This is a genomic window from Luteibacter sp. TLI7-4A (assembly GCF_056754745.1).
In genome coordinates, this window is the sequence record NZ_JBPGWO010000001.1 from 617,562 (window position 1) to 629,483 (window position 11,922).

Annotated in this window: 12 protein-coding genes; 8 read left to right on the top strand and 4 right to left on the bottom strand. The window is 58.0% G+C overall.

The features are described 5' to 3' along the window. Window positions 1–62: 62 nt before the first annotated feature. The gene (locus ACR9Y6_RS02750; RefSeq protein WP_481279883.1) at window positions 63–872 is read left to right on the top strand and encodes a hypothetical protein; all 810 of its coding nucleotides are present in this window, start codon (window positions 63–65) and stop codon (window positions 870–872) included. A 641-nt stretch (window positions 873–1,513) separates the two neighbouring features. Here ACR9Y6_RS02750 and ACR9Y6_RS02755 read toward each other — a convergent pair. The 3 genes from ACR9Y6_RS02755 to ACR9Y6_RS02765 form a co-directional block, all read right to left on the bottom strand. After that, window positions 1,514–1,900 (bottom strand): hypothetical protein, encoded by a 387-nt coding sequence (locus ACR9Y6_RS02755; protein ID WP_481279884.1) that lies wholly within the window; start codon window positions 1,898–1,900, stop codon window positions 1,514–1,516. A gap of 524 nt (window positions 1,901–2,424) precedes the next feature. Then, entirely contained in the window at window positions 2,425–2,634 is a 210-nt protein-coding gene (locus ACR9Y6_RS02760; protein WP_481279885.1) for a hypothetical protein, read from the bottom strand. Window positions 2,635–2,825: 191 nt separating this feature from the next. Beyond that, entirely contained in the window at window positions 2,826–3,287 is a 462-nt protein-coding gene (locus tag ACR9Y6_RS02765; protein ID WP_481279886.1) for a CC0125/CC1285 family lipoprotein, read from the bottom strand. A 408-nt stretch (window positions 3,288–3,695) separates the two neighbouring features. Here ACR9Y6_RS02765 and ACR9Y6_RS02770 point away from each other — a divergent pair, with 408 nt between their 5' ends. The 3 genes from ACR9Y6_RS02770 (at window position 3,696) to ACR9Y6_RS02780 (ending at window position 5,661) form a co-directional block, all read left to right on the top strand. Then, window positions 3,696–4,619 (top strand): LAPAL motif-containing putative phage structural protein, encoded by a 924-nt coding sequence (locus ACR9Y6_RS02770; protein WP_481279887.1) that lies wholly within the window; start codon window positions 3,696–3,698, stop codon window positions 4,617–4,619. Between the two features lie 155 nt (window positions 4,620–4,774). Continuing rightward, complete coding sequence (locus ACR9Y6_RS02775; protein ID WP_481279888.1) at window positions 4,775–5,326, top strand: hypothetical protein; 552 nt, start codon at window positions 4,775–4,777, stop codon at window positions 5,324–5,326. Window positions 5,327–5,535: 209 nt separating this feature from the next. Next, window positions 5,536–5,661, top strand: a complete 126-nt coding sequence (locus tag ACR9Y6_RS02780; RefSeq protein WP_481279889.1) for a hypothetical protein — start codon at window positions 5,536–5,538, stop codon at window positions 5,659–5,661. A gap of 71 nt (window positions 5,662–5,732) precedes the next feature. On the opposite strand, the gene ACR9Y6_RS02785 is transcribed toward ACR9Y6_RS02780, so the two are convergent. Further along, window positions 5,733–6,395, bottom strand: coding sequence for a hypothetical protein (locus ACR9Y6_RS02785; protein WP_481279890.1), 663 nt, complete (start codon window positions 6,393–6,395; stop codon window positions 5,733–5,735). A gap of 484 nt (window positions 6,396–6,879) precedes the next feature. Between ACR9Y6_RS02785 and ACR9Y6_RS02790 the strand changes: the two genes are divergently transcribed. The 4 genes from ACR9Y6_RS02790 to ACR9Y6_RS02805 all read left to right on the top strand — a co-directional run bounded on the left by ACR9Y6_RS02790 (window position 6,880) and on the right by ACR9Y6_RS02805 (window position 11,921). Further along, window positions 6,880–7,590 carry an outer membrane beta-barrel protein gene (locus tag ACR9Y6_RS02790; RefSeq protein WP_481279891.1) on the top strand — a complete coding sequence of 237 codons (711 nt, stop codon included), beginning with the start codon at window positions 6,880–6,882 and terminating at the stop codon, window positions 7,588–7,590. A 107-nt stretch (window positions 7,591–7,697) separates the two neighbouring features. Next, window positions 7,698–7,892 carry a hypothetical protein gene (locus ACR9Y6_RS02795; protein WP_481279892.1) on the top strand — a complete coding sequence of 65 codons (195 nt, stop codon included), beginning with the start codon at window positions 7,698–7,700 and terminating at the stop codon, window positions 7,890–7,892. Window positions 7,893–8,041: 149 nt separating this feature from the next. Next, on the top strand, window positions 8,042–8,740 hold the full coding sequence (locus ACR9Y6_RS02800; protein WP_481279893.1) for a FadR/GntR family transcriptional regulator: 699 nt from the start codon (window positions 8,042–8,044) through the stop codon (window positions 8,738–8,740). Between the two features lie 358 nt (window positions 8,741–9,098). After that, entirely contained in the window at window positions 9,099–11,921 is a 2,823-nt protein-coding gene (locus tag ACR9Y6_RS02805) for a TonB-dependent receptor (protein ID WP_481279894.1), read from the top strand. Window position 11,922 lies beyond the last annotated feature (1 nt).

Sequence of the window (11,922 nt, forward strand, 5' to 3'; positions counted from 1 at the left end):
ACAGCCAGCACGATGGTACGCTGGAATGCTTTGACTCACCTTTACGCCTTAGAGGGACGGTCGTGACCGCTCCGAATCCAGCCTCAATCTTCAATGACCTCGTTGACGAATTGACCGCTCTCGAAGAGCGTGATCCGTTGCCTGAATTCGAGTTGAAGAAGCTCAAGCGCAAAGCAGAACCTCTAAAGACGGATTTTCCCGAGGCTTATTACAGCTTCGTGGGTATGGTCGAATCCGTTTTCCTGAACATCGAAGCCGTTCGAGAAAATTTCAATCGCGCGCTTTGGCATAACCCTAACAGCAGCGTGAGTCTCAACTACATGCTCGCCTTGATCATGGCGCGCGACTATCAGGGCATGGTCGAACTGGCGAAAGATAACTGGGACGCTTATCGCTCGGACGTTGGTTTCCAGAAGGCTTTTTTTCGGATGCTCCTCGAAGTCGGGGCGGTCGAAACTGCTGCCGATTTGGTCGCGTCCTGGTGCCACAATGTTGATCGCTCGGACGATGATGCGTTGTCGCGCCTTGGGCTGCGCCCATTTTGGGGTACAACACAGCTACCCGATGCGAAGGCGTTCGCGACAGCGCTGCTCTTCATTAACTGGTCCGAGCGGACGACGGTGCCTCAGGCCGAAGTAGTGACGGCCGTTCAAGAGTTCAGAAGTGCGTTGCCCCGGCGTCGCGCAGATTTTACATGGAGGGCTAGTTTTGTGATGGATGACGAGATTCCTTCCCTTTCCTATTCTGCATCACTAAGTGGTGTGGATATGGAAACATTGGCGAAGTGTGAAATAAACGCCTTTTCACACGTGTCTGAAAAAGAACTGCGCGCGGTAACAGATGGATGGGTGGTCTTTGGAATGGAAGCTTAAGCCATGGGGATATCTGCCTCGGCCATCCTCGCTGACTGCTGCTTCTATCCGCTCGACGCGACGGCGCAAGCGACTGAAGCGACACTTCGGGCGGTTATAAGTCGAACCTACTATTCGACATACCACACGATTCGGCCCCACGTGGAGAAGCTGCCAGCTGTTAAGGCCACGATCCGGCCCGGGTTGATTGGACACCGAGAGGCCTACCGCCGACTTCACAAGTGGGATCATCCAGATGCCTCGGTGAGGAAGAACATGGGGCACGCTGCTCGCGTAGCTGCGCTCGCGCTTCTTAAGGCTATCGAAGTTCGGGAGTGCGCCGACTATGATCTTGCGGTCACGGTCACCGACAATGATTGCCAAATGCAGGTGTCGAGGCTCGACGCTATAAAGACCTTCGTCAGTCGTTGTCCAGCGGCGTAAGCCGGATTGTTAGGTGCTTAGCGATGGCGATAATCCATCAGGTAAGGAGCGCTTGCGGACGGGCCTCTACCTAGGCACGGGGCCGAGCCGGGATGGCATCCGCATCGGCGGCTGATCGTTATAAAGCTAATCCCTCAATTGGGTCCACCCCTGTGCTAACGCATGTTTTCCGACGCTATAAAAAGAGCGGCCGGAGTTTTCTGACACAGTGAAGATTGTCAGTCAGCCGTCTTCTTTCTCGGTTTGTATGACCGCATCGGAATCGGAGCCAGGTTAGGGCTGCTGGCAGCGTCCCGTGCAAGCTTCTTTGCCAGCCTTGCAGCAGATTCCACTTCATTCCGACCTCGCACGATTGCATCAATGAACGATTGGCGGTCCTTGGCTGACTGCGTATGTTGGTGCCAAGGGTCGGACCGGCTGATCACCGTGTACAGTTCCTCACGGGCAAAGAGTTTCCTTCCCATGAATCGCTTGGGTGCAATGCCCAGACTTTGGTAGTGCGTCTGGAACTGGCGTAGCGATACCCCGCAGTAGTGCGCGGCCTCGTCCTCCTTGAACCAGTCTTTGCCTGCGATGTTGAGCGGCTCGTCTCTTTCGGTCGCCATAAACGGCCACCCTCCTGTCAGATAGGTCTAGATGCCCCTGCGTAGGGGTCTGTACGGCGATGTATGGTCTCGCCATAGGGGCAGCGCCCAAGCGTGCATCCCTTGTAGCGACCCCTTCTAGGCGGCTTGGGCATTTCTAAAGTAGAGCTGGGTAGACACCAGCTTTCTGGCGAGCAGCCGCCGTTTGAATTAAATCAAAGAATCAAACTGTCCTGCGAGATCGCCGGTCGCGTACTGGAATGGCCCAAAATCGCTTTCTAGGGGGTACTGCATCGAGGACGCAGGAGGGACTCGGTAGGGTGGTAGCGGGTAGGTGGGTATACACGGTGGAGGGTACCTCACAGGCGGTTTGAAGCGGCTCCATCACTAAAGTAGTGATGAGTAGTGATGCGGCCCATGGCACAGTGAGACGATTTGCGGCAGGCTTGTAGGGAAGTTAGGGCGGTTTAGCCTGATTGAATAAGAATCAGAGAAATCAGCCGCCACTGCAAACAACAGCGAAATACTGTTGAGAACAACGGATATCAATCGACGCTCGCCCCCTTCTTGCACGGCGAGAGCTGGGATAGCGCGATCATGACCGCCAGCCGATCAGTCATATCTTTAGCGACGTCAGGGTTGTCAATTTCGGTGGAAACCATCCGACGGATTACCTTGATGATTGGAGTTTTTCCCGTCTCACAAATTGAGAAGTCCTTAACTCTCAGCGGACCGGCAGCGCCGAGTCCATCCATGATCCCCCTCACATATTCAAAGCACGATGCTGCCCTTAACATCGCGGCCGGGGGCGATGTCATTTCTATTTCGGTAGCTTCCCTGCACCCCTTCATGAATTCAGCATGGGTCCTGGGTTGTACCTTGGGTAGATCCGCCTGGGCCGACAACGGCAAAAGGACGACACCGAATAATACCCACCCAAACCGGCTCACCGGCTCACCTGATACGGCTTCAGCTTGTACTTAGCCCGAATGCTCGATTGGATAAAGACCACGTCGAAGGCCTGGGTTCCCGATGGCTGACCCTTGAAGCACCGGACCATGAGCTTGCTGTTGGGCTTCACCATGGGGAAAACGCCACCCGTGGATATGGCCGTGTTCTCCCCGTAGGCGGCCGTGTTGACGGTAACCGCTCCGGTGGTGGCCGTGTCCGCCCCGTTGAGGATCGCGAAGTGATCGCAGCCGAGGGCCTCTGACTTATCCGCTGCCCGGAGGATGGCAAAGTCGGCCGCCTGTTCGGGCGTGGTGTAGGCGTTGGCTGCGAAGTTGACCATGAACGTGTCCGGCGACAGCTGGGTTTCGCTGAACCCGCCTGACCAGCCCTTGGCCTTATAGCCGGTGGCACAGCCCGCCAGGCTTATAGCCAGCAGGACGCAAAGTAGCTTCCCCATATTCCTTCCCCTGATCGACTCACCCCTGGGCACATTCTAGGCCGATCTAGGCGGAAGCGAAGATGAGTAACTTTGGGAGTAAGCGCCCGACGGACGGCCTACAAGTCGCGTCAGTCCTAGGTATTCGGCGCCCACTCCGGCACCATTTCGCTTTCCCATCGTTTTGAATGTGGGTATGCCTCTCGTACACGAAGGCGAAGTTGCCGACGAGTCGTGTCGGGATATACCGCCTTCGACCGCGCGTATCGGCTTTGTTTTTGCAAAAGGTCGAATGCCAGCCAGGTCAATGGCCGGGACAGTCGGAAAGAGCGCCGGCCGGATGGCTGGTCGAAGAGGTGTCGCTCTGCGTATATCCTCGCTGGAATCAGAAAGATCAAATCTCAGAACGTGACCTGGCAGGGAAGCACCATGGACGATATGACTGAATTCCGCGTCACCTACGATGGCCCCGCCCTCGCGAACCATGAAATGGATCCGAGGGAGCTCGCGCCGGCACTGTTAGCGGTGGCAGAGCTGCTTGAATCGTCCGCCAAGGTGTTGTTCGGCGAAAACGTCAAACTCAAGATCAATGTGAAAGGCTCGTTCCAGACGGGCAGTTTCAATATCGACTTTGTCACCGGGTTGCAGTGGCTGAGGTCGATTCGCGACCTGTTTGCGGGTGAAAACGCTGCAGCGGTGGCGAATGGATTGGCCATTCTCACGCCTTTGGGCTTCTTTGGAGCAAAGGGCCTGGCACAACTCCTCGTGTGGCTCGATCGCAGGACGATTACGCGAGTTGAGGTTTTGTCCGAGGTCGACGGAATGCCGAGGCAGGCTCGAATCTACGTCGGAGAAGCGTTCTGCGAAGTAGAAAAGGAAGCGGTCGATTTGCTGCGGGACGTTGGCGTAAGGAAGGCATTCGATAAGGTTCTCGCGCCTCTTGATAGAGCCGGAGTGAACACGTTCGCTGTAGGCCAAGGTGTTGGTTTCAATCTCGTTGTGGAGAAGGATGAACGTGCGGCTTTCGACGCGCCTGACGTCGAGGAGGATTTGCTTATCGACGATACGCGACGCATGGTGTTCTCGATCATCTCCCTTGCGTTCAAGGAGGACAACAAATGGAGGTTGTCGGATGGCGCGGCAACGATCAGTGCAACCATCTCCGATCAGTCATTCCTTGACGATGTGAACAGAAGCGTGGAGACCTTCGCCAAGGGCGATGTGCTTGTGTGCACGGTGCGAGTCAAGCAGTGGCAGACGCAGCAGGGAGCCAGAACCGACTACGAGGTCGTCAAGGTGGAAGAGCACAGGCATGCAGCTCGTCAGATACGTATCGAAGGGTTGGATACATAACAACGAGTGGATCAGAGTATGAGCGATTTTGACTTGGTGGTCATGGGCTCTCCCGTTGGTTGGCATGTTGCCGGTGCTACTGGTGGTTCGATGGTATCCAAGGGCAGCCAATACCAATGCAGCCATCCGGTCCAATGCCAAGGAAGCCGTTCCGCATGAAGTCCGCTCTCTGCCTCGCGACAATGTCTCTCGTTGCATGCCTGGGTTTTTCGTCACTCGCCTTGGCTGATGTTTCCAAGTTCAAGTACCTGAGAGACGCCATCGCTGCGAGCCCGATCCTGACGTCGTTCCAAAAGGTCGCGAAGTACGCATATCCGCCGGAATGGGATCAGATAATCACTCGCTTCGCACCCGTGGACGGCGCATGCAGCGCGGAGACTTCCGCCAAGCTTGCGGCCATGAACAAGAGCGACGCCCGGCGCTTCGTGGACGAGCATTCCGTCCTGGGGCATTTCGTGGTTCGTGGCAGCGCTGATCCATCGGTAGGCAAGCCGGTCGGCGTCGTACTGTTCTTCCCCATGGACTTTTCGAAGACCATTAAGGAGGGGGAGACTCTGAACCTTACGAGCCTTGCCAAGACGCCGATCACCGTGCGTATCGTAAACGGAGAGGTATTTGTCGGTGGCTATAAGGTTGACCGGGAGAACTCCGTCAATACCGACGAGGGTGCAATTATCGCCATCGATGGGTGCGAGGCGTTGCACTGATCTTGCGTCCAGGGCCGCCTACAGAGGGATATCCGTTGGAGGAGGGTGGTAGTGGGCATGATGGTTGCCTTGTAGTGACCTACTTCCAAGATGCCTTAGGATCGATCAGAGTCTCCGAGGACCCATTGCTTCACGCGGCGAGGCATGGCTGCCAGTTGTCCTAGGGCCGGCGTTGGGTCAGACGGGCGTTTGATGAGCCGCCACAGGAAATGGATGGAACCCAAGACGTAGAAGCCGAGCAGGGCAAACGCCAGCAGATGACCGATCCAATTGGCGCGGTAGGCAAGGGCGAGACCGAGAAGTACGAGGAAAAGCCCCGCCTCGGCGAACGCTAATCCACGACCTATATGCCATTTGTTGTTTTTGATATCTCGCACCATGGTCGTCCTCAGTATTGGCCTTCCGGTTACTCTCCGGCCTTCTGCTCAACTCCGAACTTGAATGTCTTAACGATGGCTGGGTCACCTTCCTTGTTGTTGATCGAGAAGACTGTCTGGTCATTTTGTTGATAAAGCTCGAACGAGCTTCCGGGGCCCGTCAGCTTCGGTGAGTAGTTGAGCATGAACTCCGCGCGGTTCAACTTGTCGTCAACGGACAAGCCGATAGCGTCGCGTCCTGGGTAGTCGAGGGCTAGGGTGGCTCGCCCATTGCTCAGGAAGCTCAGACCGCCGCGTTCATTGCCTTCCAGGTCATGAATCATGACTCCGAACGATGAACCGATGCGTGTATCTGCCTTGGGGACTTTCCCGTGCTGCTGCGCAGGCAGGGCTTCGCCGATCGTAAGCCGGTCATGCCCTTTTTCGTCGAGAAAGATCATCGCAGTGCTGCGCGTATCGGCGCGGGCACGCTGCGTGACTTCGGGAAATGGCGCGCCCAGCAATATGCGCGGCCGGCCCTGCGCATCCTCTATGACCAAACCCCTTGCTCGTAGCACGTGGTCTGTCCCCTCCCGTTGTACAGAGAAGCCGCTGACCATCAACGCTGCTAAGGCTGTGCCGAGCACCAGTGTCGCGACCATGTAACGCCTGCTGCGTCGTTCAAGGGCTTCAATTCTTTCCTCGATGTTCATGACGCCTCCTGGCGTTTTCCTAGGATGTGTTCAACCGGATCAGATGCAGGCCGGACCAAACAGTCACCTTGCACTGCTTCCACCTTCTAGGCTGTCTGAGGGGATTTCTAAAGTAGAGCTAGATAGAAGCCCATCACGAGACTGCCAACTGAATTAAATCAAAGAATCAATCGGGTGACCGAAGACTGCCGTCGGTTATTAGACTGCCCCAAGTCGCTTTCTAGGGGTACTCCATCGAGCACGAAGTGGTGACCCGGCAGGGTGTGTGTGGTGGCGGGTAGGGTGGAGCTACGATAGAAGGTATCCAATAGCTGTAGGTGATAGCTGAACCTCTTGTAGGAAAAATCCTACAGTCCCCTGCCACCCGGCTGAGTGGTGCCTGCATTAGACCAAGGTGTGATAGTTGTAGACTTATATGGTTAAATTTCACCGCCTTATGGCCTCGCTCACATCTCGATGAGTGGGAACAGGAACAGGGAATTTCATGAAGAAGCTTCTCCAAGTCGGTACGCTCGCCATGGGTGTCGCTTTCGTCGCTCAATCCGCCCAGGCCGATAGCCAAGGGGCGTTCATCTCGCTTGGCGGTGGGCGCAGCAATTTCAATACCAGCAAGTACCTCACGCCTCCAAGAGGAGGCCTCGACCCGCGGTTTGATACGCTCGTCGACGATCGCCACAGCCATGCTTTCAACGTCCTTGCAGGATATCGCTGGAATGTTGCGCCATCGTTGTATCTCGGTGTCGAAGGTGGCTACGCCAGCCTCGGGACGGCTACCGCGAAAGACTCCGAAACTATCGTTCTACCAATTGTTCCTCCGTACACCAACAGCTACCAGGTAAATCGGCGGCAGAAGGTCCGGGCAGGGATGCTTGGCATCAATGTGCGGTGGGAACTTCCGTATCATTGGGTTCTTACGGCACATGGCGGCGCAGCCCGCTATAGAACGACTTACGCGGGGTCGTTTTATGACACGATCAATGGAGTCGTCGCGGAGCCCGTACATGCCAAGTTCGGACACGACAACGATAGCTATTACTTCGGTGTGGGTATCGGCTACGACGTGACTGCCCATCTTGGTGTAACTGTGGCCTACGACATATTTAACCCGGAGTCGCTCGAGAGCGGCGGCGATAGGCGCACATACGAAACCATTCATGTCCGTACGTTGGGCGCAAACGTGGAATATCGATTCTGAGGCTGGAGCCGTGCATCAGCTTGGTGTTCCATTGATTCACAGAATGGATAACCAACCGTAACGGAGAGTGAGTTCAGATCTAGTGCCTGGTTCCAAGGAGACAAGTCATGTCCACGTCTGAAATGCATCCTACCCACCTTCTCCAAACCGGCACGTTTCTGGCCCAATCCATCCCAGACAAACCAGACACAAAACCCAGAAACCCACGCGACTACGACAAGGACGTCGGCGACCGCATCGAAAAGAAACCAAGGAACCCGGAATCCCCCCAACAGACGCACGAAAACGAGGACCACGGCTGACAAGCCGCCGAACCTCCCTTCCTCGTTCGAGCCAAGGCCGCGCAGCGATGCGCGGCCTTTTCCATGGACATCGACCTCTCATGCGGGCACCTGTGTAATGGTATGGCGAAGAATCCAGACATCCCAAGGAGCAATGCATGGTGAAGCCCGTGACCGCGCGCGGCCTCCACAACCTGGTGGTCCAGCAGCTGGGACGGCTTATCGTCAGTGGGGAGCTGGCGCCGGGGGAGGGGTTGCCACGGGAGGAGGTCCTGGCCGAGCGCTTGAACGTCAGCCGCACCGCGTTGCGCGAGGCGATGAAGGTACTCGTGGCCAAGGGCCTGATCGAATCGCGGCAGCGCACGGGCGCCCGGGTGCGGGAGGCCGTGCATTGGAACCAGCTCGATGCCGACGTGCTGGCCTGGCGTTGCGCCTCCATGCCCACCGAAAGCTTTGTCGAGAAGCTGGTGGAAATGCGCGAGTTGATCGAGCCGGGCGCCGCGGCCGCCGCGGCGAGGCGGCGCACCGATGCGCAGTTGGCTACCCTCAAGGCGGCCTATGACGCGATGGCCGCCTCCGAGGATCTCGACGCCTGGGCCCAGGCCGATCTCGCGTTCCATGAAACCTTGCTGCGCGCGACCAACAACGAACTGATGGTCTCGCTGTTCTCGGTCATCGAAACCGCCCTGGGCACCTTCTTCCTTCTTTCAGCGCGCAACGCCGCGAACTTCAAGGCCGCCTTGCCGCACCACGAGAAAGTCTACGAAGCGGTGCGTCGCCGCCAGCCTGAAGTGGCGCGCCAGGCGATGCTCCGGATGGTCAGTGAGTCGCGCAGCAATATCCGGGGCAAAGGCCGCAAGAAGGCTTGACGCGACCGACCCAGGATCACGGAAATGTGAAGCGGTTGGCACTCGTGCCGCTGCATCCTCCGCTCTCCTGTTGAGCGGAAAGGGCACGGAAACGGCGTAGCCAGGCCGTTTGCCTGCCGTATCCGCTCATGCTGCGCCGCAGCTTGCGGACATATAATCATAAAATACTACAATTGACCCACGGACGTTCCGCCTGCCGGGTGCAGGTCATGAGCGTCCCATCGGGGTGCGGATCGTTACGCATCAGCGGGGAAGAGTCGGGATCACCGAAGTCCATCGATGCACGGGTGCAAGTCCGCTTGCCCTCGAAGGCAGCGTGCGGCCTTCGCGAGCCATCCATCATGAGAGGGGAGTAGGAATGCAGCGGAAGTTACTCGCGCTGTCGGTGCGCAACGCATTGGCTGGCATGCTCGGCATCTGTTCCATCGGCGGGTCCATCGCACACGCACAGGATGCACCGTCCTCCACCCCGGGCCAGACGCCCACCGCGGCCGCCCAGGCACAGGACGGCAAGGGGCAGAAGGATGGCAAGGCGGTCACCGAACTCAATGGCGTCGCTGTTACGGGCCAGTTGCAATCGCTGTTCCTCTCGCAGTCGACCAAGCGCGATGCGGTCAATACCGTGGATTCGGTGTCGGCCGAAGAAGCGGGCAAGTTCCCCGACCAGAACGTGGCCGACGCGCTACAGCGCGTGCCCGGCGTGTCGGTGAACCGCAGTGGCGGTGAATCGAACCAGATTACCGTGCGCGGCTTCGGCCCCAACTTCGTCAACGTTCTGCTCAATGGCCGCACGATGGCGACGGCCGCGACCGATCGCGCGTTCGACTTCGATGTCTTGCCATCCGAAGTGATCCAGCAGGCGGTCGTGCAGAAAACCAGCACCCCGGACCTGGAAGAGGGCGGTATCGGCGGTACGGTCAATGTGATCACCGCGCGGCCATTCGACTTCAACGGCTTCCATGCGGCGGGAAGCGCCGCGGGGGTCAACGACAGCATCGATGGCGGCTTTGCGAGCAAGACCACGCCGAAGGTTTCGGGACTCATCGGCAACACCAACAAAGACCATACCTTCGGTTGGCTGGCTTCGGTGGTCTACTACAAGCGCGACCACGTCGAGCAGTCGATCGATACCCTGGGCTGGCTGACCAACCAGAACTTCTCGCGGATCAACCCCGCTTACACCAGCGTCGCCTTGCCGCAGACGCTGCAAGGGCAGGTGATCAACGAGACACGGACACGCAAATCCTTCAATGGCGCGATCGACTGGGCACCGGTCGAAGGTGTCACCGTGAAGCTGGATGGGCTTTTCTCCGAATACAAGATCGATTCGAAGTACAACGCGTTCGGCGCCTTCACCAACACGGGCATCATCCAGTCGATCACGCCGGGGGCCAATGGAACGGCCCAGCAATTCGTGCTCGACCGGTCCGGTGGCATGTCCAACGATTATGCGATGCAGTCCAATCCGCGCGATGCATTCAACGAACAGGTCGGCGGCCACATCAACTGGCAGATCGATCCGTCGCTGCAGTTGGATTGGGACAGCGCGGTGTCGCGGGCCTGGAACAAGGAGTCGCAGAACGGCTATTTCGTCGTGCTGGGAACGCGCAACATCGGCGTGAACCCGGTCTGGACGAATAACGGTGACGATCACCTGCCGACGTATACGGGGCTGTTGCCGACCACGGATACCTCCACGCTCCACGCCCACGTGACCAACCAGGGCACGCAGAGCCCGAATGTCAGCGACAAGATCTTCGAGAACCAGCTTCACCTTGGAAAGAGCTTCCTCGACGGTACGCTTTCGCGCCTGGATTTCGGCTTGTCCAATTCCAACCGCACCAAGACCGAAGTCACCTACAACACTCCCAACAGCTTCGGTTGCGCCGAGTATTGCGGCTACGTCGCCACGGTGCCTGCCGATGCCGTCGGTGCCCACGTCTACCATGCGGGCAACCTGGTCGGTGGCGCCGCTCCAGGGTTCCCGAGGGATTGGGTCGTCTACGACGTCAACAAACTGTTCGCGTACCTGGCCACCCCGGCCGCGTATAACCAGCTGCCCAACGCCGACGCGTTCAAGGCACAGCTCGACGCGAACGGCGGCGGCTTCACGGCGCACCCCGATCCGAACACCTACAGCATGATCAAGGAGCGGATCAGTTCGGCCTATGGCATGGCGACACTGGAAGGCGATGGCGACATGCCGTGGACCCTGAACGCCGGTATCCGCTACACCAAGACCAACACGACCTCCTATGCGTACTCGGTACCGATCGTCGGGATCGCCGTGAATCCGAACGACCCGACCAACGCGATCCCGACGTACGGCGCCCTGAGCCCCATTTCGCAGAATGGCAAGTACCACGAGTGGTTGCCATCGGCGAACTTCAAGCTCAACCTGCGCGACGACCTCGTGTTCCGTGCCGCCGCGTACAAGACCTTGACCCGCCCCGACCTGAGCAACCTCGCGGCGTCCGTGTCGTATAACTTCCGTCCGCAGGACCAGACCATCACTCGTGGCAATGCCGCGCTGAAGCCTTACATCTCGAAGAACTACGATGCGGGCGTGGAGTGGTATTTCAACGAAACCAGTTACGCCGCGATGAACCTTTTCTACAAGAAGGTCAGCAATTTCAGCACGCTTATCACGACCAACACGACGCTGCTGGGCTTTCCCTTCCAGTTGACCGAGCCGGTGAACCTCAACACCGCGACGATCAAGGGCGCCGAGCTCACCTTCAACTACCAGTTCACGAAGCTGCCCGCACCGTTCGATGGCCTGGGTGTGGCGACCAACTACACCTACGTGACCAGCGACGCCTCGATCAGCGCGGACAAGATTGCGAACGCCGGCAAGTTCGCCGTTCCCGGCATCGGCAATTCGTCGAACGTGAGCCTCTATTACCAGAAGGGTCCGGTCGAGTTCCGCGCGGCGTATAACTGGCGCGCGAAGTACCTCGCCTCGATCGCCGGCAACCAGAGCCAGCCGACCTCGGTGAAGGCATACGGGCAGGTGGACCTGAGCGCCAGCTACAAACTCAACGAGCACGTGTCGCTCTTCATGGACGCCACGAATCTCAACAACGAGAAGATCTACCAGTACCAGGTCTTCGACGATCGCCAGAGCTACGCCGAGGCCAATGGCCGCACGTTCTTCCTCGGTGTGCGTGCCTCGCTCTGAC

Excerpts from the sequence above, each read along its gene's own strand:
- ACR9Y6_RS02760 (WP_481279885.1), bottom strand. The coding sequence starts at position 2,634 with ATGGATGGACTCGGCGCTGCCGGTCCGCTGAGAGTTAAGGACTTCTCA.
- ACR9Y6_RS02770 (WP_481279887.1), top strand. The coding sequence starts at position 3,696 with ATGGACGATATGACTGAATTCCGCGTCACCTACGATGGCCCCGCCCTC.
- ACR9Y6_RS02795 (WP_481279892.1), top strand. The coding sequence starts at position 7,698 with ATGTCCACGTCTGAAATGCATCCTACCCACCTTCTCCAAACCGGCACG.
- ACR9Y6_RS02755 (WP_481279884.1), bottom strand. The coding sequence starts at position 1,900 with ATGGCGACCGAAAGAGACGAGCCGCTCAACATCGCAGGCAAAGACTGG.
- ACR9Y6_RS02765 (WP_481279886.1), bottom strand. The coding sequence starts at position 3,287 with ATGGGGAAGCTACTTTGCGTCCTGCTGGCTATAAGCCTGGCGGGCTGT.
- ACR9Y6_RS02775 (WP_481279888.1), top strand. The coding sequence starts at position 4,775 with ATGAAGTCCGCTCTCTGCCTCGCGACAATGTCTCTCGTTGCATGCCTG.
- ACR9Y6_RS02790 (WP_481279891.1), top strand. The coding sequence starts at position 6,880 with ATGAAGAAGCTTCTCCAAGTCGGTACGCTCGCCATGGGTGTCGCTTTC.
- ACR9Y6_RS02780 (WP_481279889.1), top strand. The coding sequence starts at position 5,536 with ATGGATGGAACCCAAGACGTAGAAGCCGAGCAGGGCAAACGCCAGCAG.
- ACR9Y6_RS02785 (WP_481279890.1), bottom strand. The coding sequence starts at position 6,395 with ATGAACATCGAGGAAAGAATTGAAGCCCTTGAACGACGCAGCAGGCGT.
- ACR9Y6_RS02805 (WP_481279894.1), top strand. The coding sequence starts at position 9,099 with ATGCAGCGGAAGTTACTCGCGCTGTCGGTGCGCAACGCATTGGCTGGC.